This window comes from Prochlorococcus marinus str. MIT 0919 (assembly GCF_027359375.1).
In the GTDB taxonomy this organism is placed as follows: domain Bacteria; phylum Cyanobacteriota; class Cyanobacteriia; order PCC-6307; family Cyanobiaceae; genus Prochlorococcus_D.
The window spans coordinates 1046166-1070769 of sequence record NZ_CP114779.1; the positions used below are offsets into that span (position 1 = coordinate 1046166).

The following is a 24604-nucleotide window of genomic DNA, read 5'->3' on the forward strand; positions in this document are numbered from 1 at the left end:
TTTAATTATAGAAAGTTGATAGCAACTTACTTAGTGTTTACACAAGACCAACTGGATCTGCAGCGATATCATCTGGGATGGAATTCCCTCCACCAGGTTTCTTATCTTTAAGTACTAACCTCAATAACAATGGAGCAAGAAAAGTAGTACCTATAACCATCAGCAAAATTGCTGCTTCCAAAGAAGGAGTTAACAAACCTGCACTTGTTCCCAAGCCAAGGAAAATTAAACCAACCTCACCTCTAGGCATCATCCCTAAGCCAACAACCAACCTATTAGTAGGCTTATCAATTACAAATGACCAACCTGATGCAATTTTTCCAACAATTGCAACAACTAAAAGGAAGCCAGCGACAATTAAGGCTGACCTACTTGAAGGGTCTAAAGGATTAATTACTGACAGATCCATACCGGCTCCCACTAAGACAAAGAAAATAGTTGCAAAAAGAGAAACAAGGGGCAGTACTGACTGCTGAATTGCATGATTATTTTTAGAACTACTTAAAATCAAACCGGCTGCAAATGCCCCCAAGGCAGCCTCTAAACCTATAGCAGTCGCAACAAAACAACTAAGGACAAGTATCACAAACGAAGCTACTACTACTGCTCCTGGAGCCTTTAATCGATCAAGAAGCCAATCAAAAGCAGGAGCGGCTGTCCTACTTAAAGCTATTGCGGCTATGACAAAAACAGTTGCTGCCAAGACAAGTTTCACGATTGGTGCAATTTCTAACGAACCGCCTGTTGCCAAAGCTACTACTACTGCAAGAATCACTATTCCTAAAATGTCATCCAATACAGCAGCTCCAATAACTATTTGCCCCTCTCGTGTTTTGAGATAGCCAAGTTCTCCAAAAACACTTGCCGTAATGCCAATACTTGTCGCAGTCATTGATGCACCAGCAAAAATTGCTGGAATTAAATCAACCTGAAAAAGAAACATTAATCCGAAGGTACCAAATGCAAAAGGCAAAATCACTCCTGCCATAGCCACAGTGAATGCTTGGGCTCCTACTGCAACTAATTCTTCAAGTTCACTTTCTAATCCTGTTAGGAAAAGCAACGCATATAAACCGAGGGTAGCCACTGCTTGGAGGGAAGGGAAAGTCTCGAAATATAAGTCAGGGACTGCATCTACAGGAATCGAGGCTAATGAGCTAATTAAATTAACTAATCCTTCATTCAAAGCTGTATGCGAACTTGGGGGGATCAACAAATGCAAGCCCGAAGCACCAATTAAGACACCGGCAAGCAATTCTCCAACAATCGTAGGTAGACTAAGTCTTACCAAAATCTCGGCCAAAGTTCTTGCAGCAACAAATATCAAGAGGAAACGAATAACGCCTATTAGTGTTTCTGCAACCTCCACATCGTGAGTACTAAGCACTGAAATCAAAGGTGTCATCATCAGGAACTGGGTTCTAGGAAGCCGTTAAAAAATAAACTGCTAAAAAGCAAGATTGACCAGTTTCCTTTGTATTCAAACTTTTTGAGGAATCTGGTGTTGATCTGAAGTTACTACAAGATGAGTTACGAAAAGCTTGGCTAGCGTCCTTCCATATAAGAAGCCATTATGAGCAGCTCACAGCCAATAGAACTGCGTCTGCCAACTCCAGGCTGTTACGCAGACCCTATAAAAGCTGGTATAGATGCTGATGCAGTCTTTGATGGCATGACAGAGCATCTGTTTTTCACTCTTGGAAAGTTAGCGACTACTGCAAGTTTGAGAGATCTTTACATGGCTTTAAGTTATGCAGTCAGAGATCGACTTATGACTAGATACTTAGCCACGCAAGAAGCAATTAGAGCCAAACCTCATAAAACTGTTGCTTATCTCTCAGCAGAATTCTTAATCGGACCACAATTAAATAACAACTTATTAAACCTTGGAATACAAAAAGAAGCAGAAGAAGCAGTTAAAAGATTTGGTATTGAATCACTCAGTGACATACTTGAAGTTGAAGAAGAACCAGGGCTTGGCAATGGTGGACTAGGCAGGTTAGCTGCCTGCTACATGGAATCATTAGCAAGTCTTCAAGTACCTGCCATTGGATATGGTATTAGGTATGAATTTGGAATTTTTAATCAAATAATTCGTGATGGATGGCAAGTAGAAGTTACTGATAAATGGCTTAAAGGAGGCTGGCCATGGGAATTACCTCAACCCGACGAGTCATGTTTTGTAGGTTTTGGTGGAAGAACTGAAAGTTATATCGACGATCAAGGTAATTATCGATCTCGATGGATACCATCAGAACATGCTATTGGTGTCCCGCATGATGTACCAATTCTTGGTTATAGAGTAAATAATTGTGATCGACTACGATTATGGCGTGCCGATGCAACAGAAAGTTTTGATTTTTACGCATTTAACATTGGTGATTACTACGGTGCCGTTGAAGAAAAAGTAGCTTCAGAAACTCTTTCTAAAGTTCTTTATCCAAATGATGGGACAGATGAAGGTAGGCGATTAAGGCTTAAGCAACAACACTTTTTTGTAAGCTGTTCACTGCAAGACATGTTAAGAAGTCTTGAGAAAAGAAATATTCCTATAGAAGAATTTCCCCGGCATTGGACTGTTCAACTAAATGACACCCACCCAGCTATTGCAGTAGCTGAGTTAATGAGATTATTAATAGATAATCATCATATGGAATGGGAAAAGGCCTGGGATATTACTAATCGATCAGTTGCATATACAAACCACACTTTATTACCAGAAGCGCTAGAGAAATGGGATTTAAATTTATTCAAAAACTTGTTGCCAAGGCATTTAGAAGTAATTTATGAAATCAATAAGAGATTCTTACAACAAGTCAGGCTTCGTTATCCAGGCAATGACAGCATATTAAGGAAGCTTTCGATTATTGATGAAGATGGTGGGAAAGCAGTCAGGATGGCTCATTTGGCAACTATTGGTGCACACAATGTAAATGGTGTTGCTGCTTTGCACTCGGATTTAATTAAACGTCAATTAATGCCTGAATTTGCAGATTTATGGCCTCAAAAATTTACCAACGTCACAAATGGAGTTACACCTAGACGCTGGGTGGCATTAGCAAACCCTGAACTTGCTTCACTTTTAGATAAAGAAGTCGGTTCAGGTTGGATTACAAATATGGATTTATTGACCAAATTGGAAAAGAAAGAACTAGATACAAACTTTCTAGAGCTATTTGGTTCTACAAAGTTATCTGGCAAACGAAAACTAGCGGGCTATATACATAGACAAACTGGTGTATTAGTTGATCCCTCTAGCCTGTTCGATGTCCAAGTAAAAAGAATCCATCAATACAAACGCCAGCATCTAAATGCTCTACAAATTATTGCTCAATATCTCAGAATTAAAAATGGAAATATAAGCAATATGGCTCCAAGAACAGTAATTTTTGGGGGCAAAGCAGCGCCAGGTTATTTTATGGCAAAGTTGATGATACGTTTCATTAATGGAATAGCAGAGGTTGTTAACGCAGATCCTGATATGGATGGACAACTTAGAGTTGTATTTCTGCCTGACTATAATGTAAAGCTAGGGGAGCAGGTATATTCAGCGACTGACTTATCAGAACAAATTTCTACTGCCGGGAAAGAAGCTTCTGGAACTGGAAATATGAAATTTGCAATGAACGGTGCCCTTACTATTGGAACATTAGATGGTGCAAATGTAGAAATTCGTGACCGGGTTGGTGCAGATAACTTTTTTCTTTTTGGTAATACAGAATCTGAAATAATGGAACTTCGAAAGAATGGTTATAACCCTAAAAAGTATATAGAAAGTTGCCCTGAATTATCTGAGGCATTACGATTAATAGAATTAGGACACTTTAGTAATGGTGATACTGAATTATTCAGACCTCTTTTAAATAGCCTTAATGGATATGATCCATTTTTTGTCATGGCAGATTTTGCAGATTATCTATTAGCCCAAGATAAAGTTAGCAAAGCCTGGCAAGATCATAAAGAATGGAATCGCATGGCGCTTCTTAACACTGCAAGATCAGGATTTTTCTCCTCAGATAGATCAATAAGAGAATACTGTGAATCAATATGGAATGTAAGTCCTCTTGAAGTTGAGATTACTTGTGATGTTAATTAGGGTAAAATACTAAATTATTGTTAATTTGATTGATTTCTATCTGGCAAGTCTGGAGTTTGGTGCAAAAGTCTATTTAAACGTAACCGATCAGGGTTTAATGGGTCAGGAGCTAGTTCCCCTGCCAATTCTCTGAATTTATTTTCTATAGATTCAGGGACTCTTACATCAAATATTTTTTCCATTAAAACTTCTATAGAGTAAAGGTGAGCATTAATACTTTCAAGATCGGTAAGAGCTTGATTAACTTCATCTGTTAAAGATGAATCTTGAGAAATATCTGAAATACTTTCTGCCAAAGGATCTGATGGTTTGGAAACATATTGCTTCTGCAAATCATCAAGAGCTCGACTAGCTAATGTCCGAAAAGATTGTAAAGCCGCCCAATTGATCTCTTGTTGCTCACGAAGAGTTGGAAACTCTCGCACTAATCGATCGTGTTCTTTATAGAACCTTTGACAGTCAGGGCATTGACAAGGCTGTTCAGGCAACTCAGTCCTAATAGCTCATTTCCATCATTACATCTTTACAGCCCATAAAGTTAATCAACTACCAATATCGTTAAAGCTCGTCTGATCGCTCATCAGTTTCCGGTATGGGAATTTCAATACTTGTAACAACCTGAATAACATCTCTCAACCTCATTGAATCAGCAAACCATCCCATAGCTTGTTCAGTATCGCCTTTCCCTTCTGCTTCACTGGCTTGATCTTCGTGTGCTTCAGCTAGAAGCGCTAACCAACAAAGACACCTTGCTTGAACAATTGATAAATCCAAATCAGTATTTTGTGATTGAGCAATTTGCTCACTCTCCTGTTGTACCAAAAGACGTAAACGTAAATCGTGAAGCTGTGTCATTTGGACTATCCAACTGAACCTACACTAGCGAGAGAGTTCGATTTGTGCCCACCCGCTATATATAGTTTTTTTTTTGCCTAATAAAGAAATTAATTACGGGGCTGGCGGGACTTGAACCCACGACCTACGGTTTAGGAAACCGTCGCTCTATCCAACTGAGCTACAGCCCCACTGGAATGAATGATTCCTACAAGGCATTATGGAATATGAAAGCAGGAGAGGTAATCGCAATCAAGATTTATCGCTTTTAGCAATAAATCAATGGTTGAGGAAAGTCCGGGCTCCGCGATGGTCAAGCTTGCTGGGTAACTCCCAGTGCGGGTGACCGTGAGGATAGTGCCACAGAAACACACCGCCGATGGCCTAAGAGTCATCTTAGGCACAGGCAAGGGTGCAAAGGTGCGGTAAGAGCGCACCAGCAGTATCGAGAGGTACTGGCTTGGTAAACCCCGGCTCGGAGCAAGGCAAAGGAGCAAAAATGGCCATCTAATGCTCCTGAAAAAGCCGCTTGAGGCTGTTGGAGACATCAGTCCCAGATAGATGATTACCGGCTAACCTAGTTTGGATAGCTAACAGAACCCGGCTTATGACCTGCTTTCACTCTATAAACTTTTACACTTCACGGAATCATTTAAGTAATAACGAAAACTCTACGGGGGCTCCATGAATCCCAATCAAAAAGAAATAATTTCAAGCGACAGAAAACAGCAAATATACGCCTTAATCAGCAGACTTAATGTAAAAAAAATCTATATTGAGTTTATCCAAGAAAATGAATTATTTTGCTTAGAAATACTCAATGAAGCTTTAACACATACTTCTAGAAACCAAAGAAAGAATCATGAAAGATTAGAGTTCCTTGGGGATGCTGTACTGAGACTTGCAGCCTCAGAACATATACAAGAAAATTTTCCTTCTTTAAAAGTTGGTGACCAATCTGAATTAAGAGCCCACATGGTCAGTGACGCTTGGCTTGCAGAGGTTGGCGAAAGAATAAATATCAAAGAAGGAATGCTAATTGGCACAAAAGCATATAAAGATCATGCTGCTGCTGAAACTATAAAAGCTGAAGGAACTGAGGCCTTAATAGGGGCACTATATGAATGCTTGAACAATTTAGATGTCATACATAATTGGCTATCACCTTATTGGAAGCAAACTAGCAAAAAAATTCTTGCTGACCCTCATCGATTAAATTCCAAGTCTGCATTACAAGAATGGAGTCAAGGTAAAGGATTTAAAACTCCAATATACAAAACTGAAGAACTTTCCACGTTGCATGGTGATCAAAAGAGATTTTATTGTGAAGTACTTATCAATCAAGAAGTTTTAGGGAAAGGGTGGGGTAGTTCCAGAAAACAATCAGAAAAAGAAGCAGCTCTCTTAGCCTTAGAAAGTGTTAAGAAGTCAAACTAAATCAAGGTATTTCAAAGGAATAGTTAACAATTTATCCCAATTTCCACCTTCGAAAAGTACTGCTGCCTTATCTTCCGTTATCCTTTGAACAAATCCTTTGTAGCCATTATAAATTGAATTACTATCATTAACGATTACCGATGAACCTGGCAAAATCAGCATTTTTGAATTCTGCACGTGAAACAAACAACTATTTACAGCTTAATTATTAATGGTCTAATTTTCCCAAATGTTTGACCAACAATCCTGGTTATCCATAGGAGAACTGGTAAAAGCTCATGGTTTAAAGGGAGAAATAAAAGTCAACCCAAGTAGTGACTTCCCAGAAAGATTCATTAAACCAGGAGATCGATGGCTCCAACGCGGTAACACAGAACCATGGAAAATAAAATTGGAAACAGGAAGAGAAGTCCCTGGGAAATCTGTTTATATAGTTTCATTCTTAGGAATAAACAATAGAACTGACGCTGAATCAATAATTGGAAATAAACTATTAGTCCCATCAAATAATAGGCCTCAACTAGCAAATGGAGAGTTTCACTACTGTGATCTATTAGGGTTAGAAGTGAGGCTAAAAGAAAAAGATCAAGCTATTGGTAAAGTTGTTGATTTAATTAGCTCAGCCAACGATCTTCTGGAGATTAAACTTTCTACGGGCAAGGCTGTTTTAATACCTTTTGTCACAGCAATCGTCCCTAAAATAGACATAGAACATGGATGGATTCTTCTTACTCCTCCACCAGGGTTACTAGAACTGTGAGCCATCACAAGGAAGCATCTTTTCTATGTTGTATTTATCTACAAGCAAAATTATATAAATGACAAATCTACCCCTTATCCCTGTAATCCTATGCGGCGGAACTGGCACTAGGCTTTGGCCATTATCAAGAGCAAGTTATCCCAAACAGTATTGGCCTTTATGTGGAGATGGGAGCGAAACATTACTTCAGCAAACTCAAAACAGACTAAAAGGCCTGGCAAATATTGAAAACCCCATCTTAATTTGCCATGAAGACCATCGGTTTGTTGTTGCTGAACAAATGAGAGAAATACATATCAAGCCACAAGAGATAATCCTTGAACCAATTGGACGTAATACAGCTGCTGCTATAACTCTGGCTGCTCTAAAAGCTTATCAACAAGGGAATGATCCCAACATTCTCGTTCTATCAGCTGATCATGAGATTACGAATGTAAGCAAATTTCAAGAAGTTATTTCTGAAGGACGTAATGAAGCAGAAAAAGGACGTCTTATAACCTTCGGAGTTGTCCCGACCTCTGCTGAAACAGGTTACGGATACATTCAAGCCAATGAACCTATAACAAATGATTCCTTAAAAGCTTCGAAAATTAATCAATTTATTGAAAAGCCTAATCAACACACTGCCGAGCAGTTGGTAAAAGACTCTCGATATAGCTGGAATAGTGGAATGTTCCTTTTTCAAGCCTCAGTAATACTTAATGAAATAGAAAAACTGGCACCTGAAATATTTAGTGCTTGCAAATTAGCTCTTAATTCTGAAGTTAAAGATTTAGATTTTTTAAGACCCAATAAAAAGGAGTTTATTAAGTCTCCAAATTTATCAATAGATGTGGCAGTCATGGAAAAAACAAGTCTTGGTTCTGTTATTCCACTTGATGCGGGATGGAGTGATGTAGGGAATTGGCGATCATTATGGGAATCTTCTAAGAAAGATCAAGATGGAAATGTTGTCAAAGGGAAAGTAATTGCAAAAAATTGCAAGAATACTTACTTAAGAAGTGAGAAGAGATTAGTAGTTGGTTTAGGTATAGAAAAATTAATAATTGTTGAAACTGATGATGCAGTACTCGTTGCAAATCAAAAAGAAGCAGAAAATATAAAAAATATAGTTAAGGAACTTGAAAGAGACAACGTAGCTGAAAGCAAAGCGCACCGCAAAATCTATAGACCCTGGGGACATTACACTTCAATAGTTAAAGGGAATAGATGGCAAGTTAAAATAATTGAAGTTAAGCCTGGTGCATTTCTATCACTGCAAATGCACCATCATAGAGCAGAGCACTGGGTTGTAGTGAAAGGAACAGCTTTAATTCAGAGAGATGGTAAAGAAGAGTTATTAGGTGAAAACCAAAGTACATACATACCATTAGGTTGTAAACATCGTCTTGGCAATCCTGGTAAAATGCCCCTGGAACTAATTGAGATTCAAAGTGGTGCATATATAGGAGAAGATGATATTTTACGAATTGAAGATGAATATGGAAGGGTAGATAAGAATACGTAAATTTAACTATTCAACAGTTACACTTTTGGCTAGATTTCTTGGTTGATCAACATCCAAACCTCTCTGAGCCGCAATATAATAACTCAACAATTGCATAGGAATTACTGTCAATAAAGGACTCACCCATTCACTCACTTTAGGAATAGGCAATAAATAATCAAAAACTTCAGTTTCAGGTGCTTTCGGGCCAATCCCAATTAACTTTGCATCCCTTGCTTTAGCTTCTTGAGCATTACTTAAAACCTTTTCGTAAACCACACCCTGAGTAGCTATTGAAATAACAGGCACTCTTTGATCTAGCAAGGCAATAGGGCCATGCTTCATTTCACCAGCTGGATACCCCTCAGCATGGATATAACTAATCTCTTTAAGTTTCAATGCTCCCTCAAGTGCAATTGGATAATTAATACCCCGCCCCAAAAAGATCACATCTTCAGTCTCTGAAAAACGATGAGCTAATTCCTCAGCCATTTGGTTATGTTGCTTTACTAGATCTTTTAACTGATCTGGAATAGCTCTCAATTCCTTACATAAATTTTGTATTTCTTCAGATGATCTACTCTTTCTACGAGTAGCAAAACTAATAGCTAATCCATAAAAAGCTAATAATTGTCCTAAAAAAGTTTTAGTAGCTGCAACTCCAACTTCTATACCTGCTTCAATATCAAGAATATTAGAAACTTGCAAACCTAACGAACTTTCAGGACTATTAGTAATCCCAAGCTGGACAGAAGCAAAATCCTCATCATTCAAAGCTGTCCGTCGTTGATGTTCCATTGCCAAGGCAGCAAGAGTATCTGCGGTCTCTCCTGATTGAGTTACGCCAATAGTCAATGTGTGAGGTGAAACAGGAGGAGGTGCGTAGCGAAATTCACTAGCAAAGAACACAGAAGTTCTAATACCAGCAAATTGTTCTAAAAGATATGCCCCAACAAGTCCTGCATGCCTACTAGTTCCACAAGCTAAAATCTGAATTTGATCTACAGATTCATAAACAGATAAGTCATATGGAGATGCCACTGGGCTTTCACTTGGTAAATCAACTGGCAAATATTTAGATAGCCATAACTCAACAGTTTCTGGTTGTTCATGAATTTCCTTGAGCATGAAATGACGGAAATTTCTTTTATCGATAACTTGATCAAGGCCACTTAGGAACAAAGGACTCCTATTTTTACGATTGCCTTGAATGTCATAAAGCTCAATGCCTAGAGGGGTTAAAAGAGCAACTTCTTCATCCTCCATTGGAAGAATTGTTCTTGTAAAGCCAGCTAAAGCAGGCATATCACTTGCACAAAGAAACTCTCCTTCGCCCAAACCAATAACCAAAGGAGCTTGTTTTTTTGCAACAATTAATGCATCAGGAGTTGCAGACCAAACAATTGCAATTGCATAAGCACCTTCTAAAAGGTCTAAGACTCTTCTTACTGCATCTAACAAAACTGAACTACTTGGAGTTCTACCTTCCTTTATAAACTTTTCGAGTTCCTTGGCAATTAAATGAGGAATGACTTCAGTATCAGTTTCAGAAACAAAGCTCACCCCTTGATTTTCTAAGTTCTTACGTAAAGAAGTGTGATTTTCAATGATTCCATTTTGAACAACAGCAACTTGTCCTGAATTATCTCTATGAGGATGGGCATTACGTTCTTCTGGCTTCCCATGAGTAGCCCAACGAGTATGACCAATACCTAAATAGCCCGGTGTTCCCTCTTTTTCAATTAACCCTGCAAGGTTCACGAGTTTACCTTTAGCCTTTTTACAGGTAACAAAGCCAACTGGGGAATTTTTTTGCTGAGTAACCGTAGCTAAACCCGCGGAATCATAACCACGATATTCAAGCTTCCTTAAACCATCTAATAGAAGTGGTGAGGCTTCTCGAGATCCAACAAAAGCAACAATCCCACACATATATTCTTTAAAGGCTAATTAGATAGCCAGGCTTTTTTTATATGACAAAACTAACTTAAGAATGAGTCTTAAGCATTAATAAGCCAAGCCCATACTGCGAGTTGTTTCATCACCAAGATAGACCCGAATACTTAAGAAGTCTGTAGGACAAGCGGTTTCACATCGCTTGCAGCCTACACAATCTTCAGTTCGGGGGGAGGATGCAATTTGGCCTGCCTTACACCCATCCCATGGAACCATTTCCAAAACATCCAAAGGACAAGCTCTGACACACTGTGTGCATCCGATGCATGTGTCGTAGATCTTTACTGCGTGGGACATAAAAGCCCTTAATGAAAGCTGATGTAAAAAACTTTACTCAATTTGGTTCAACATAAAGAGATTCATGCATCTGGCTTCACTCTTGTTAACTAGAACCCATTAGCCCGTAAGATGCAGTTCGGATCTAAATAATGTATGTCTCAGGACACAATCCTCGAAAAAGTTCGTTCTATCGTTTCAGAACAACTCAGTGTTGATGCAGGCGAAGTCAAGCTTGAATCAAATTTTCAAAACGACCTTGGAGCCGACTCTCTCGATACTGTTGAGTTGGTAATGGCTCTTGAAGAGGCTTTTGACATCGAAATCCCAGATGAAGCCGCGGAAGGTATCGCCACCGTTGGTGATGCCGTCAAGTACATAGACGAAAAGCAAGGTTGAGGATCTCATGATGGAGAATCTCCATCGAGTTGTTATCACTGGGCTCGGCGCTATTACCCCAATTGGAAATACCGTCGAGGAATATCTTGCAGGTCTGCAATCTGGAGTAAATGGCGTTGGTCCAATTACTCTATTTGATGCATCTAACCATGCCTGCCGTTTTGGTGCTGAAGTCAAAAACTTCGATCCAACTGGCTTACTCGAGCCAAAAGAATCGAAAAGATGGGACAGGTTTTCTAAATTCGCAGTAATTGCTGCAAAGGAAGCCATATCCAACTCAGGTTTATCTATTAATGAACACAATGCATCACGCATTGGAGTCATTATTGGATCTGGAGTTGGTGGTTTATTGACTATGGAAACCCAGGCTCAAGTCCTTAATGTCAAAGGTCCAGGAAGAGTTAGCCCTTTTACTGTTCCTATGATGATCCCAAACATGGCGACAGGTCTAACGGCTATTGCACTGGGTGCTCAAGGCCCTAGTTCGGCCGTTGCCACTGCATGTGCGGCAGGTTCGAATGCAATTGGAGACTCTTTCCGCTTGCTTCAGCTTGGGAAAGCAGACGCCATGATTTGTGGAGGAGCAGAAGCAAGTATTACGCCCCTTGGAGTTGCTGGTTTTTCCAGCGCAAAAGCCCTCTCATTCAGAAATGAAGATCCATTAAGCGCTAGTAGACCATTTGATGCTGAGCGTGATGGATTTGTCATTGGAGAAGGAGCAGGTGTACTAGTTTTAGAAACCCTTGAGCATGCTAAAAAACGTAATGCTCCTATCTACGGAGAAGTTATTGGTTACGGAACCACCTGTGATGCTCATCACATTACATCTCCTACACCTGGTGGCTTAGGTGGAGCTAAAGCTATGAAAGAAGCTCTTTCAGACGCCCAAGTCAACCCCAATGAAGTTGATTACATTAATGCGCATGGAACTAGCACTCCAGCAAATGACAGTAATGAAACTTCTGCCATCAAAACTGCACTAGGAGAAAGAGCTAAGCAGATACCTGTGAGTTCAACAAAATCAATGACAGGTCATCTACTTGGCGGGTCTGGAGGCATTGAAGCGGTAGCATGTGTTCTCTCTATTCAGCATGGAGTAATCCCACCTACTATCAACTATTCCAACCCAGATCCAGCTTGTGATTTGGACTATGTCCCCAACTCTGCTAGAGAAAATAAATTAAATATTGTACTTTCCAATTCATTTGGATTTGGAGGTCACAATGTTTGCTTGGCCTTTAGAAAATTTTTCTAAAAGAATCCAACACCCAATCAGAAAGAAACTTCTAATCACTCTTTAACACAATGGTCGCTGCGCCCGCTTCACTCGATACTCTTTGCATTAACAGCATTCGAATGCTGGCTGTTGATGCAGTTAATAAATCCAAAAGCGGACATCCTGGATTACCTATGGGATGTGCACCAATGGGATATGCCCTTTGGGACAAGTTTTTAAACCATAATCCTAAAAATCCCAAATGGTTCAATCGAGACAGATTTGTTCTTTCTGCTGGTCATGGCTGCATGTTGTTATATGCCCTATTACATCTAACTGGGTACGATTCAGTAACTATTGAAGATATCAAACAATTTAGGCAATGGGGCGCAAAAACTCCTGGGCACCCTGAGACTTTTGAAACAGCTGGTGTAGAAGTTACTGCAGGTCCTTTAGGAGCAGGAATCTCAAATGCAGTTGGACTAGCAATTGCAGAATCACATCTAGCAGCAAAATTCAACAAACCAAATCTTTCTATTGTTGACCATTTCACCTACGTCATCATGGGAGATGGATGCAATCAAGAAGGGGTTGCATCAGAAGCATGTTCTTTAGCTGGTCATTTAAAGCTTGGAAAACTTATTGCTTTATATGATGACAATCACATAACTATTGATGGCAGAACAGATGTTTCTTTTACCGAAGATGTACTGAAAAGATATGAATCATATGGATGGCATGTCCAGCATGTAAAAGATGGGAATTCCGATGTAAATGCAATTTCTCAGGCTATAGAAACAGCTAAAGCCGTAACAGATAAACCTTCAATCATTAAAATAACAACCACTATTGGATATGGATCTCCCAACAAAAGCGATACTGCTGGAGTTCATGGAGCACCTCTAGGCGAAGAAGAAGCTGATCTAACCAGAAAATCGTTGAATTGGCCTTATGGTCCTTTTGAGATACCTCAAGAAGCTTATGAGCAATACAGGAAAGCAATAGATAAAGGTTCCAAGTTAGAAAGCAATTGGAATGACTTGCTTGCAACATATCGATCTAAGTATCCAAATGAATCAAAGGAATTTGAAAGAATGTTGCGAGGCGAGCTACCGGGAAATTGGGACCAAAATTTACCGACTTATTCATCAGAAGACCAAGGGTTAGCCACAAGGAAACATTCCCAAATCTGTTTAGGCGCTCTCGGACCAAATCTGCCAGAACTCATTGGAGGTTCTGCAGACTTAACTCATTCAAATTACACTGATATCAAAGGGGAGACAGGATCATTCCAGCCTGAGACTAGGGAAAAGCGCTATTTGCATTTTGGAGTAAGGGAACATGCAATGGCAGCTATTCTTAATGGCATTGCCTATCACGACAGCGGACTAATTCCCTATGGAGGAACATTCTTAGTATTTGCTGACTATATGAGAGGCTCAATGAGACTTTCAGCTCTCAGCGAGCTCGGAGTGATTTATGTTTTAACTCACGACTCAATAGGCGTGGGAGAAGATGGACCAACTCACCAACCAATAGAAACTATTCCTTCCCTTAGAGCAATGCCAAATATGCTTGTCTTTAGGCCAGGAGATGGGAATGAGACGACTGGCTCTTACAAGCTGGCGATCAAAAATAGGAATCGGCCTAGTTCCCTATGCCTAAGTAGACAAGGAATGCCGAATCAAAGAAATTCCTCTAGCGATAAAGTTGCATTTGGAGGGTATGTTCTTGAAGATTGCGAAGGCACACCTGAATTAATAATGATTGGTACAGGTAGTGAACTAAATCTTTGTGTTGAAGCAGCGAAGGAATTAAAAAATAAGGGTAAAAAAGTTCGTGTTGTTTCTATGCCATGTGTTGAACTATTTGAAGAGCAAAGTAGTTCTTATAAAGAAGAAGTTTTACCAGTTAATGTAAGAAAACGTCTAGTTGTAGAAGCAGCCGAAACTTTTGGATGGCATAAATATATTGGACTTGATGGTGACAGCGTCACAATGAATGGATTTGGCGCATCTGCCCCTGGTGGGACTTGTATGGAAAAATTTGGCTTTACCGTTGAAAATGTTCTCAACAAAGCTACTAAACTTTTAGGTTAAATATTTTTTAAGAGTTGATAGTGCTATGAACTCTCAACTCTTATCTAATTTCAAAGATGATGATGGTGAAGTACCTTTGGACTTAATTGCATCTTCTAATTGATCTAAATCTTTATCAGTAATTTTTGTTTGCATCGGACAATGTTTAGGTCCGCACATTGAACAAAATTCTGCTTGCTTATATATGTCTGCTGGAAGAGTTTCATCGTGATACTGTCGAGCTCTCTCGGGGTCAAGTGATAACTCAAACTGTTTATTCCAATCAAATGCATATCTAGCTTTACTCAATTCATCATCTCTATCACGAGCTCCGGAACGATGTCTGGCAATATCAGCGGCATGTGCTGCAATTTTATACGCAATTAAACCTTCTCGTACATCCTCAGGATTTGGTAATCCCAAATGTTCTTTGGGCGTTACATAACAAAGCATCGCAGTGCCATACCAGCCAGCCATAGCAGCACCAATAGCACTTGTAATGTGATCGTATCCAGGTGCAATATCTGTTACTAAAGGTCCTAAAACATAAAATGGTGCTTCAGAACAATCTTCCATCTGTTTTCTTACATTAAATTCAATTTGATCCATAGGAACATGACCAGGTCCCTCCACCATGACTTGCACATCATGCTTCCAAGCTCTCTTCGTAAGTTCTCCCAAAGTTTTCAATTCAGCCAATTGAGCCTCATCAGACGCATCATGTAAACAACCTGGACGCAAAGAATCTCCTAATGAAAAACTGCAATCATACTTTTTAAAAATCTCACAGATATCATCAAAACGAGTAAAAAGAGGGTTTTGGCGATGGTGATAAAGCATCCACTGAGCAAGAATACCTCCACCTCTACTTACTATCCCAGTCAATCTGCCTTTGACTTTAGGTAAATGTTCAATTAATAAGCCAGCATGGATAGTTTGATAATCAACTCCCTGTTGACAATGCTTCTCAATGATATGAAGGAAGTCTTCTTCGGAAAGCTTCTCAATAGATCCATGTACACTCTCTAAAGCCTGATAAACAGGTACTGTTCCTATTGGTACTGGTGAAGCATTAATAATTGCTGTTCTGACTTCATCTAAATTCACCCCTCCAGTAGAAAGATCCATTACAGTATCTGCTCCATATTTGACAGCTAGGTCAAGCTTTTTCAACTCTTCTGCTACATCACTAGCATTTGGAGAAGCACCGATATTTGCATTTACTTTGCATCTAGAAGCAACTCCAATTGCCATAGGCTCTAAATTCACATGATTAATATTTGCGGGAATAATCATTCGACCCCGAGCAACTTCTTCCATAACCAATGAATTTGGAAGGTTTTCTCTATTGGCAACAAAGGCCATCTCTTCAGTAACTATTCCCTTCCTAGCAAAATGCAATTGAGAAACATTACTATTCCCCTTTCTGGAAGCCACCCATGAAGCTCTCATAACCCTATTTTGAATTTAAAGGAGAACCCGAACTGGCTTTGATCACACAAAATGCACTTTCCTTCGCCGGAATAACCCGAATCAGGTTCAGAGGGTGTGATCTCAGCCAGAGAAGCTTTCGCTTTTAGGCACCCCTAGTGATATTCGTAAAATAGCTAAATTTTCAAAAAAAACTTAAATATCAAATTAAGAGTTATTAGTTTCTTCCATCTGATTTAACTTAAGAAACAGTTTTTTTCTTCTCTGATGACGCTCTACAAATCCTGTACAAATGAAACCTATCCCAATCAGTAAGGCAGGTAAAGCTTGTACACGATCATTGCCCTTTCTTTGATAGAAGCCAAAAATAGCAATTACTACTAATAATGGAGCGGCTATTCTGATCAAAGTTTTGCTAGAAGGCTTGCCTAGTTTCATTGGGTTTCGTTCATCCAAGACAAAAGAGTTCTTGCTAAAAGGCAAATACCAATTTCTAAAGCACTTTCATCTGGAGAAAAGTATCCACTATGAAGTGGCGCACATCCCTCCAAACCACTAACTCCTAATCTAAACATTGTCCCAGGGACATCTTTCAAAAACTCTGCGAAATCCTCAGCCCCTAAGGAAGGTTGTTCCAATCTCACAACATTTGAAGATTCGAGTAAAGAAATCGCAGATTTCTCAAGCAAGGAACTCAAGTAAGGATCGTTATAAACTGGTGGTGCTATTGCGCGATAATGAACTTTAGCCTCAGCTCCTAAATTAGAGGCAATTCCTTGAACGGTATTTGCAATCCAATCAGGCAAAGTTTCATTTAATTGAGGATCTAAACACCGAACTGTTCCTAACAACATCACTCTGTCAGCAATAACATTAAAAGCTTGACCACCTTGTATTTTCCCAAAACTAATAACCACTGGAGAAAGAGGGTCTAAACATCTGCTAATTGCCTCTTGAATGCCCGTAATAACTCTTGCCCCTATCCATATTGGATCTATCGCTTGATGTGGTCTAGCTCCATGCCCTCCTTCTCCAATAATCTCTATTTCAAGTTCTCCGGCTGCAGCTGTTAATACTCCACTTTTGACTCCTATTTTGCCAACGGGCAAATCAGGATATACATGAACACCAAACAGTGCATCCACTCCATTCAAAGCCCCATCAGCTTTCATCCATCGTGCTCCGGAAGCAATTTCTTCAGCTGGTTGAAATAAAATTCTCACCCCATTTATTTGATTAGAATTTTGAGCCAACATTCTTGCTACACCTAAACCAATACAAGTATGTAAATCATGACCACAAGCATGCATAACACCTTGGTTGAGAGAGGCAAAACTTAAACCCGTTTTTTCTTCTACTGGCAAAGCATCCATATCAACTCTTAACCCAACAAGTGAGCCAGAAATATCTCCTAAATCAGCGATTAATCCTGTTTTCCCTACAGCTTCTTTAACCTTCCATCCATATTTTTTTAATTCTCCAGAAATCAATGCAGCAGTCTGATACTCCTGGCCACTTAATTCAGGATGAGAATGAAAATGCCTCCTTAAGTCAATTAATTCTGGCATTAAGGTTTTAAGTACTTCCTTTTCTTGATTTAATAGATTCATTAATATGTCAAATCTATAAAAGCCAATAAGTCTTCAAAGGGATCTGGAGGCCAACGCAGAGATTCTAGAAGCCAAGCTTTTTGTGAATATTGATTATTTAAACCAACTACAGCCACCCAATTACTTTTGGCTTCTCCAATAAACCCCTGCCTCCATAAAAGAGCAGTTAAAGCTGCTCTGCAATCAACAAACATTGGATACTTTCTAATAATTGAACGAAGCTCTGATTCAGCCTGAGCATATTCCTTTAATTGATAATTAGCCAAAGCTTTACTAAGACGAGCCCCATAAAAGTTCGATTCAAAGATTTGAGCTTTATTAAATAAAACCGCAGCTTCTTTCCAATGACCTTGTGAACCATCAACCCAACCCAAGCTGTATAAAGCGGATGCATTTTCGGCGTCTCTATCAAGAATCCATTTGTAATCTTGTTCAGCTTCTTCCCATCTTTGTAAACTCTCTTCTGCAATGCCTTTATTGAAATGAGGGTCTAGCTCATTAGGCATTAATTCTATTGCCTTTTGCTGATCCAAGATCGCACCTTCAGGATCGCCTAAAGCTAAACGAACATTGCCGCGATTACTATATGCAACTCCATTTTCAGGAGCAAGGTCAATAAATCTATTCCATGTTTCTAAAGCTTTTGCAAAGTTTCCTGCCTTACTTTCTAAAAGACCTTCTTGAAAAATCATATTCAAGGACTCGTCAGCTTGAACTGAGCCTGCAGTGCAGCACAAAGCAAAACAAGCACAGATAACTATGCAAGTGATTTTTTCTTTCATCGAAACAAGATTCATATTTTCTTATCACCATTGATATGATTTCGACCTTTAGTGGTTATCACCCTCCCTCTTGGCGTTCTCTTGATAAAACCAATTTGCAAAAGATATGGTTCAACTACCGACTCCAATGTTCCAGAGTCTTCTCCCAATGCAGCAGCAAGAGTATCTAGTCCTATTGGTCGACCTTGATCTTCTGCGAAAAGTTCTAATAAAAAATTTCTATCTAATTGATCCAATCCACAATCATCGACACGATGTAATTTCAGGGACGCATCAACCAAAGGTACATCAATAGATTTGTTTTTACCTTGAACAGTTGCAAAATCTCTAACTCTTCGAAGAAGTCTATTGGCAATCCTTGGTGTACCTCTACACCTTCGTGCAATTTCTAAACTTGCATCACCTATCAATGATAAGCCAAAGAAACTTGCAGAGCGTTCAACAATGTTTTTTAAATCTTGCAGATTATAAAATTCAAATCTTTGAGTAATACCAAACCTGTCGCGCAAAGGTGAGCTTATTGCAGCAGGTCTTGTAGTAGCCCCAATCAAAGTAAATCTAGGAATATCAATCGCTCTAGTTCTTGAACTTGTACCTTTACCAACTGTTAAATCAAGGCGAAAATCTTCTAATGCTGGGTACAAAAGCTCTTCTGCAGAATTCGTAAGTCGATGAATTTCATCTATAAATAACATCTCATCAGGTGACAAATTCATTAAAAGTCCAACAATATCTCGTGGCCTATCTAATGCTGGAGCACTGGTAATTCTGCATTTAACACCTAGTTCTTGGGCAAGAACTAAGGCCATTGTTGTTTTGCCTAAACCAGGAGGTCCAAATAGCAATATATGATCCAAAGACTCTTTTCTATGCAATGCAGCCTTAACAGATATATTTAAAACAGTTTTCAACTCTGATTGGCCTATAAATTCATTCAAATTTTTAGGTCTCAATGAATCGTGCTTTATTGTTTTTTCTTCTTCCTTTAATGGAGAAGGATCAATGTACCTAGGTTTTCCCTTAAACTTTTTAAGGGAATCATACTGATCAAAACCAGAAGACACTATTGCCATATAGGGAAGGATAAGGCCCTTATGAAGTTTTACATTAGTGATTAGATGAAATGACCAAGCCAAAAGAGACAAAGAAGGCTAAATCATCACGATTGAAAGCTAACCGTCGGCTAGCTGAAAATCGCCTTGCAAGACATCAATATGAAATTTTAGAAACACTTGAAACTGGTATAGAACTTTTAGGTACAGAAGTAAAGTCGGTCAGAGCAGGCAATGCAAATTTAAGAGATGGTTTTTGCCTCATTCGCCAAGGTCAGCTGATTCTCCATAATGTACATATCTCACCATTAAACAACGTAGGTAATTTTTTCAATCATGACCCTTTAAGAACAAGAAAGCTTCTGGCACATCGCAAAGAAATTAATAAATTGGAAACCAAAATAAGTAAAAAAGGGTTAACTCTCGTACCTATAAGTATTCATTTAAAAGGATCATGGATAAAAATCATGATAGGTCTAGGAAAAGGTAGAAAGATACATGACAAAAGAGAGCATGAAAAAAAGAAAGATGTCAATAGAGAAGTAAAATCAGTACTAGCTAGATATAAATAACTTTAGAAAATACAAAAAATGACTATTTCTTATGAGCAGAGAACAGCAACTAAAGCTTTTAAAAGATAAAAGAAAAGCAATCATTCAAGACTTAGAGATTTTTTATCAAAATGCTTTTAATGAAATCTCTAAGCTTAATGTTGCTGAAGGCGATATTGCCAAGCTATGTCAATTATTACTGCTATCTAAAGAAGCAGCTTTAGGCCCTATGCAAAAAGAAATAGAAAGACCTTTAATCACAAATCCTGCGAATGACGTCCGTGAGTCAAAATTAAACTGAATTGCATAATCTAATAAATCAACTGCTAATTGACTAAAAAGTGCAAAATATACTTTTGTTCCTTAAAGAAGGAACTGTGAATTAAGCAATAGCAATCTCTAAGCATTCTCAGATGCTTATCGAACATGATGAGATGTACTTATTTTTGCGAAGGAGGTTCCAAGCTGACGTTTTCAGGTGGGGGTGTTGGATCTGGATCAGCAATCAACATATGCTGAAGCACTATTTCGGGACGTTCACTATCCCGCCATCTAATGCGATATGCAGGCATCTTTGTACCCCTACTGGTTGTTTGTTCAACTGGCTCCATTACCCAGCCACGCCTTGAACGACCCTGCGGATTACGCTTGACCACAGGATCAGCATGCTTAAAACGGAAACCGACTCGCTCTCCACTCATCTGAAGATTACATTCATACTCGCTCAATTATCCACTTTGATGGTGCATTTTCCGATTACTGAGAACCGGACCCAGGACGAAGTAACGGAAAAGCAATTACATCTCTAATAGAAGGACTATCAGTTAGGAGCATTACCAAACGGTCAATTCCGATGCCTAGGCCTCCTGTTGGAGGCATTCCCACCTCAAGAGCATTTACAAAATCTTCATCAATTAAGTGAGCCTCAAGATCACCTGCTTCCCTTCGAGATTGTTGCAAAAGAAGACGTTCGCGCTGATCTACAGGATCGATAAGTTCACTAAAAGCATTCGCTGTCTCTCGCCCTGCAATAAATAATTCAAATCTTTCAACCATCCCATCCTTACTTCGGTGTTTCCTGGCCAAAGGTGAAATCTCAATGGGGTAATCAACAACAAAAGTAGGTTGAAATAAATTTGCTTCTACCCTTTGTTCGAAAGCAGAATTTAACAATCTCCCAACACTATCCAAATTATCTGGAACCTCAAGTCCAACTTTTGTCATTGCTTTAGCTGCCTTTTCTCGATCTTTTCCAAAAGTGTAAAAATCAATACCAGTAAATTCAAAAACCAACTCATTCATTGACACTCTTTTCCATGGAGGGGTGAGATCTATCTCTTTACCTTGATAAGTGATCTTTGTTAAACCACAAATTTCTAAACAAACTGCTGCAATCATCTCCTCAGTCAAATTCATCATATCGGTGTAGTCAGCAAAAGCCTGGTAAACCTCGACTGAGGTGAACTCAGGATTATGCCTTGTACTTATACCTTCATTTCTAAATATTCTTCCGAGCTCATAAACTCGCTCAAAACCTCCAACTACTAATCGTTTGAGATGAAGTTCGGTGGCAATTCTCAAATAAAGGGGTAAGTCGAGGGTGTTGTGATGAGTAACAAAAGGTCTAGCATCAGCACCCCCTGCTTCTGATTGAAGTACAGGAGTTTCAATTTCCAAAAAATCTCTTTCGTCAAGCCATCTACGAATTGCACTAACCATCAAAGCCCTTCTCCTAAAGGTTTTACGAGACTGAGGGTTGACAATCAAATCTACATAACGCTGCCTATAGCGCTTTTCAACATCGGCAAGCCCATGCCATTTATCAGGCAATGGTTGTAATGATTTGGACAACATTTCCCAAGAAAAAACTTTTATAGATAATTCCCCGCGATCTGTTCGCCTCAGAATTCCTTTAACTCCAATCCAATCTCCAGAATCAACTAATTCTGTAAGTTGCTTAAAAGATAAACGCACATTATCAGCATCATTTGGATCAACATTGTCCAAAGTGGCTTTCTCTAAAAAAAGCTGAATTGAACCCGTTTCATCTGCCAAGGTAAAGAAAGCAAGCTTTCCCATAACTCGACGAGTAATCACTCTTCCCGCTAAAGCAACATCAACTTGTCGCTCTTGCCCATTAGGCAAATCTTCATGATCAGACTGCAAAGAAGCTGCTTTATGAGTCGGTTCAAACCGTATTGCATAAGGACCATTCCCAAGATCTTGCAAGGTTCTGGCCTTGTCCAAACGGGTTTCTCTTAGATCAGCCAACGAAGAATAAATTCAAATTATCTTGAGGTTAGATAGACATTTGAGTTAATCAAACCTTCCATTTTCAAGCAACAACAGTTGGGAATTCCCCTACTCTTTGGGAGGAATAACCAATACCTCTAACAGTAAGAATTAATTCTGGGTTTCTAGGGTCAGGTTCTAACTTCCCTCGTAATCGAGCAACATAAACATCTACTACTCTTAAATCAGCTGCTCTTCTAGGGGGGTAACCCCATAGCTGTTCAAGAATTTCTGCGCGAGGTACAACTTTGCCCGGATCACGAAATAGCAATTCCAACAAACTAAATTCTGTATAAGTTAATCCAATCCTTTCTCCAGCACGACTTACTTGTCTCCTGTTTGTATCTACAACTAAATCGCCAAGCTTCATCACACCTTGCCCAACCGGTATTTCCCTAGGCTCAGCAACAGAAGCACCAGGACCCATTCGCCGTAGGATTGTCGCTATTCGAGCCTCTAGCTCCTTTGGACTGAATGGTTTGGATAAATAATCATCAGCACCCAAGTCAAGCCCTGCTACGCGCTCTGAGATAGCCTCGAGGGCGCTTAAGAAAATAATTGGAACTATCGATTCCCCTCTAATGCGTCTACAAACCGCAAAACCATCAAGTTTTGGAAGCATTACATCCAATACAACTAAATCTGGTGATTCTCTATGAAACAACTCAAGAGCCTCTTCTCCATCCTTAGCTGAAATCACTTGATAGCCAGCAAGTTCTAGACGGGTAACCAATACTTTCAACACTGCTGGTTCGTCATCTACAACAAGAATTGTTGCCTTTGAACCATAGGAAGCCTTTAAAACAGGCCCACCAGTGCTTTCAAGCTTGGATGAACCTCCTGCACGCATGAACCAAATTTATGTAGGTGGAAATGCAACCATAACCTTCCAACCGAAACTAAGACCAACAATTTGCCAAAAAAAAGCGGATTTTTTTTGTTTTTTTTAAGATTTTACGAGTACTTACACCTAGGTAAATCTACTCATTTTTTTTATTTTTCTGCATTTTTTTAAATTAAGTTTGATGAGAGAGATGGCACTTAAGAGCTGAAAAAATTAAAAGAATTTAAGTTGAAATCCATTATTTGCAATTGTTATCTATTTCGCTGGCGGAAAAAATATAAAAACATCCACGAACAAATCATTGGGGCCAATAAGGCAGTGACAATTGCTTGAGCGAACAATGCGTAAAAAAAGCCATTATGAAAGAAAAAAGTCTTACTCTCACTAATAAAAAAGATTTTTTGAAGCCATATAGTCAGTCCAATAACGCATGTACCAAGCCACGCAAGCAAGCCCAAGCTGAAGCTATTTGTAATGGTAGGGGCTTTTCTGCCTAAGAGGCCCCACCAAAACCCAAGAAGCATTAAAGATGGGATTTGGGTTGCGCCATTAATATGAATTGCATCTAAAAGCATTCCTAAACAAAGCCCGGCAAAAGTTCCTGCAAAAGCACCTTCTTGGAGAGCCCAGGGAAGCAGCCAAAAAACCGACCAATTTGGACCTACATTAGAAATAGCAATCCAAGATGGGCTTAAGAAAGAAAGAAATGGAACAAGTAAAGCTAAAAGTAAATATCCAATTCTTCTAGAAGGAGTTTTCATTACAAACCAATTATCTCTACCCAATCAATTGCCTCAGGATGAGCAAGAAGCTGTACGAAGCCATATGGTGAAGGTAAATTTTCTGCATTTATAAATTTGATTACCCCTATTGGTTCGTTAGGAGGAAGCAAAGTGCTTGCAGAGGAAGTGCTCACAATATCTCCAACTTTTGTTTCAGAACTTTTATCTAGAAAATTTATCTGAGGACGATTATTCCCATTACCAACCAATATTCCATGAACCTTAGTTCGTTCAACCCATACTCCTATTTTGCTTTGAGGAGAAGTAAGTAATCGAACTCTTGAGGTTGTTGGAGTTGTTGAATCAATAATTCCCAAAACACCCCCAGGTCCTAAAACTACATCACTAGTTTTTATGCCTGATTTCGAACCCTTATTAATATCAAGCTGTTGCCAAAAACCACTTGTTTTTCGAGAAATAACTACAGCAGGTATACGATTTTCACCAGATGATGCTTTTAATTCAAGTAAATTTCTTAGGCGCTGATTATCTTTCTGAAGCAAAGTTAACTTTATTTGTTGTTCTAAATTCGCACTACTCTGTATCCATTCTTTCTGAGCAATGCCAGGAGTAAAGGGACTAACGATCAATGAGTATATATCAATTAAATATGCGCCTTTTGCAAAACGAATAGCACTAAAAAGTATAGAAATCCCAACCCAAAACCATAAACTCTTCTTATTCCACCAACGAAAAGAAGCATCCCGTCGGAAACTACCCAT

General features: G+C 39.2%; 25 protein-coding genes, 1 tRNA gene, 1 other RNA gene and 1 riboswitch. Of the genes, 10 read left to right on the top strand and 17 right to left on the bottom strand.

Annotation, left to right across the window (positions count from 1 at the left end; all coding sequences use genetic code 11):
* Positions 1-37: 37 nt before the first annotated feature.
* The gene (locus O5635_RS05870) at positions 38-1405 is read right to left on the bottom strand and encodes a cation:proton antiporter (protein ID WP_036900754.1); all 1368 of its coding nucleotides are present in this window, start codon (positions 1403-1405) and stop codon (positions 38-40) included.
* Positions 1406-1573: 168 nt separating this feature from the next.
* Here O5635_RS05870 and O5635_RS05875 point away from each other — a divergent pair, with 168 nt between their 5' ends.
* Positions 1574-4096 carry a glycogen/starch/alpha-glucan phosphorylase gene (locus tag O5635_RS05875; RefSeq protein WP_036900757.1) on the top strand — a complete coding sequence of 841 codons (2523 nt, stop codon included), beginning with the start codon at positions 1574-1576 and terminating at the stop codon, positions 4094-4096.
* A gap of 20 nt (positions 4097-4116) precedes the next feature.
* Here O5635_RS05875 and O5635_RS05880 read toward each other — a convergent pair whose 3' ends face one another.
* The 3 genes from O5635_RS05880 to O5635_RS05890 form a co-directional block, all read right to left on the bottom strand.
* Positions 4117-4584, bottom strand: a complete 468-nt coding sequence (locus O5635_RS05880) for a hypothetical protein (RefSeq protein ID WP_036900760.1) — start codon at positions 4582-4584, stop codon at positions 4117-4119.
* 70 nt (positions 4585-4654) lie between these two features.
* Positions 4655-4951 (bottom strand): hypothetical protein, encoded by a 297-nt coding sequence (locus tag O5635_RS05885; RefSeq protein WP_036900763.1) that lies wholly within the window; start codon positions 4949-4951, stop codon positions 4655-4657.
* A 96-nt stretch (positions 4952-5047) separates the two neighbouring features.
* Positions 5048-5121: transfer RNA gene (locus O5635_RS05890), tRNA-Arg, on the bottom strand.
* A gap of 38 nt (positions 5122-5159) precedes the next feature.
* On the opposite strand from O5635_RS05890, the gene rnpB reads away from it, so the two are divergent.
* Together rnpB and rnc are read left to right on the top strand one after the other, a co-directional pair.
* Positions 5160-5554, top strand: an RNA gene (gene rnpB / locus O5635_RS05895) — RNase P RNA component class A.
* Between the two features lie 60 nt (positions 5555-5614).
* Positions 5615-6367: a ribonuclease III gene (gene rnc / locus O5635_RS05900; RefSeq protein ID WP_036900766.1), complete on the top strand. Its 753-nt coding sequence runs from the start codon at positions 5615-5617 to the stop codon at positions 6365-6367.
* Here rnc and O5635_RS05905 read toward each other — a convergent pair.
* The gene (locus O5635_RS05905) at positions 6359-6529 is read right to left on the bottom strand and encodes an NAD(P)H dehydrogenase subunit NdhS (RefSeq protein WP_193741990.1); all 171 of its coding nucleotides are present in this window, start codon (positions 6527-6529) and stop codon (positions 6359-6361) included. The two genes, rnc and O5635_RS05905, sit on opposite strands and share 9 nt — an antisense overlap.
* 67 nt (positions 6530-6596) lie before the next feature.
* Here O5635_RS05905 and rimM point away from each other — a divergent pair, with 67 nt between their 5' ends.
* Together rimM and O5635_RS05915 are read left to right on the top strand one after the other, a co-directional pair.
* On the top strand, positions 6597-7127 hold the full coding sequence (gene rimM / locus O5635_RS05910) for a ribosome maturation factor RimM (RefSeq protein WP_036900770.1): 531 nt from the start codon (positions 6597-6599) through the stop codon (positions 7125-7127).
* Positions 7128-7185: 58 nt separating this feature from the next.
* Positions 7186-8634: a mannose-1-phosphate guanylyltransferase/mannose-6-phosphate isomerase gene (locus O5635_RS05915; RefSeq protein ID WP_036900773.1), complete on the top strand. Its 1449-nt coding sequence runs from the start codon at positions 7186-7188 to the stop codon at positions 8632-8634.
* A gap of 6 nt (positions 8635-8640) precedes the next feature.
* Here the strand turns inward: O5635_RS05915 and glmS are convergent, their stop codons facing one another.
* Positions 8641-10545 carry a glutamine--fructose-6-phosphate transaminase (isomerizing) gene (gene glmS / locus O5635_RS05920; RefSeq protein WP_036900776.1) on the bottom strand — a complete coding sequence of 635 codons (1905 nt, stop codon included), beginning with the start codon at positions 10543-10545 and terminating at the stop codon, positions 8641-8643.
* Positions 10546-10620: 75 nt separating this feature from the next.
* Complete coding sequence (gene psaC, locus O5635_RS05925) at positions 10621-10866, bottom strand: photosystem I iron-sulfur center protein PsaC (RefSeq protein ID WP_006850103.1); 246 nt, start codon at positions 10864-10866, stop codon at positions 10621-10623.
* 135 nt (positions 10867-11001) lie between these two features.
* Here psaC and acpP point away from each other — a divergent pair, with 135 nt between their 5' ends.
* Genes acpP through tkt form a run of 3 tightly spaced genes read left to right on the top strand, consistent with a single transcriptional unit; the run spans position 11002 to position 14559 of the window.
* Positions 11002-11244: an acyl carrier protein gene (gene acpP / locus O5635_RS05930; protein WP_036900779.1), complete on the top strand. Its 243-nt coding sequence runs from the start codon at positions 11002-11004 to the stop codon at positions 11242-11244.
* A 7-nt stretch (positions 11245-11251) separates the two neighbouring features.
* Positions 11252-12499: a beta-ketoacyl-ACP synthase II gene (fabF, locus tag O5635_RS05935; protein WP_036900781.1), complete on the top strand. Its 1248-nt coding sequence runs from the start codon at positions 11252-11254 to the stop codon at positions 12497-12499.
* Between the two features lie 50 nt (positions 12500-12549).
* On the top strand, positions 12550-14559 hold the full coding sequence (gene tkt / locus O5635_RS05940; protein WP_269607236.1) for a transketolase: 2010 nt from the start codon (positions 12550-12552) through the stop codon (positions 14557-14559).
* A gap of 33 nt (positions 14560-14592) precedes the next feature.
* Here tkt and thiC read toward each other — a convergent pair whose 3' ends face one another.
* From thiC to ruvB, 5 genes are all read right to left on the bottom strand, one after another.
* Positions 14593-15990 carry a phosphomethylpyrimidine synthase ThiC gene (thiC, locus tag O5635_RS05945; protein WP_036900787.1) on the bottom strand — a complete coding sequence of 466 codons (1398 nt, stop codon included), beginning with the start codon at positions 15988-15990 and terminating at the stop codon, positions 14593-14595.
* 41 nt (positions 15991-16031) lie between these two features.
* A riboswitch (TPP riboswitch) is annotated at positions 16032-16136 on the bottom strand.
* 40 nt (positions 16137-16176) lie between these two features.
* Positions 16177-16407, bottom strand: coding sequence for a DUF3188 domain-containing protein (locus O5635_RS05950; RefSeq protein ID WP_036900790.1), 231 nt, complete (start codon positions 16405-16407; stop codon positions 16177-16179).
* Positions 16404-17579: an amidohydrolase gene (locus O5635_RS05955; RefSeq protein ID WP_036900793.1), complete on the bottom strand. Its 1176-nt coding sequence runs from the start codon at positions 17577-17579 to the stop codon at positions 16404-16406. Before O5635_RS05955 ends, O5635_RS05950 begins: the two co-directional genes overlap by 4 nt.
* Positions 17579-18376, bottom strand: a complete 798-nt coding sequence (locus O5635_RS05960) for a tetratricopeptide repeat protein (RefSeq protein ID WP_036900796.1) — start codon at positions 18374-18376, stop codon at positions 17579-17581. The genes O5635_RS05955 and O5635_RS05960 overlap by 1 nt, the downstream gene beginning before the upstream one ends.
* Positions 18373-19434, bottom strand: a complete 1062-nt coding sequence (gene ruvB, locus O5635_RS05965) for a Holliday junction branch migration DNA helicase RuvB (RefSeq protein ID WP_036901086.1) — start codon at positions 19432-19434, stop codon at positions 18373-18375. The genes O5635_RS05960 and ruvB overlap by 4 nt, the downstream gene beginning before the upstream one ends.
* Before the next feature lie 50 nt (positions 19435-19484).
* Between ruvB and smpB the strand changes: the two genes are divergently transcribed.
* Positions 19485-19985, top strand: coding sequence for an SsrA-binding protein SmpB (gene smpB / locus O5635_RS05970; protein ID WP_036900798.1), 501 nt, complete (start codon positions 19485-19487; stop codon positions 19983-19985).
* Positions 19986-20016: 31 nt separating this feature from the next.
* Positions 20017-20265 (top strand): hercynine metabolism small protein, encoded by a 249-nt coding sequence (locus O5635_RS05975; protein ID WP_036900801.1) that lies wholly within the window; start codon positions 20017-20019, stop codon positions 20263-20265.
* Positions 20266-20404: 139 nt separating this feature from the next.
* On the opposite strand, the gene O5635_RS05980 is transcribed toward O5635_RS05975, so the two are convergent.
* From O5635_RS05980 to mreC, 5 genes are all read right to left on the bottom strand, one after another.
* Positions 20405-20665 carry a hypothetical protein gene (locus tag O5635_RS05980; protein ID WP_036900802.1) on the bottom strand — a complete coding sequence of 87 codons (261 nt, stop codon included), beginning with the start codon at positions 20663-20665 and terminating at the stop codon, positions 20405-20407.
* Between the two features lie 55 nt (positions 20666-20720).
* Positions 20721-22235, bottom strand: a complete 1515-nt coding sequence (lysS, locus tag O5635_RS05985) for a lysine--tRNA ligase (RefSeq protein WP_036900804.1) — start codon at positions 22233-22235, stop codon at positions 20721-20723.
* A gap of 64 nt (positions 22236-22299) precedes the next feature.
* Positions 22300-23106, bottom strand: coding sequence for a response regulator transcription factor RpaB (gene rpaB / locus O5635_RS05990; RefSeq protein ID WP_152557259.1), 807 nt, complete (start codon positions 23104-23106; stop codon positions 22300-22302).
* Positions 23107-23351: 245 nt separating this feature from the next.
* The gene (locus tag O5635_RS05995) at positions 23352-23861 is read right to left on the bottom strand and encodes a hypothetical protein (protein ID WP_036900806.1); all 510 of its coding nucleotides are present in this window, start codon (positions 23859-23861) and stop codon (positions 23352-23354) included.
* Positions 23861-24604, bottom strand: coding sequence for a rod shape-determining protein MreC (mreC, locus tag O5635_RS06000; RefSeq protein WP_036900809.1), 744 nt, complete (start codon positions 24602-24604; stop codon positions 23861-23863). Before mreC ends, O5635_RS05995 begins: the two co-directional genes overlap by 1 nt.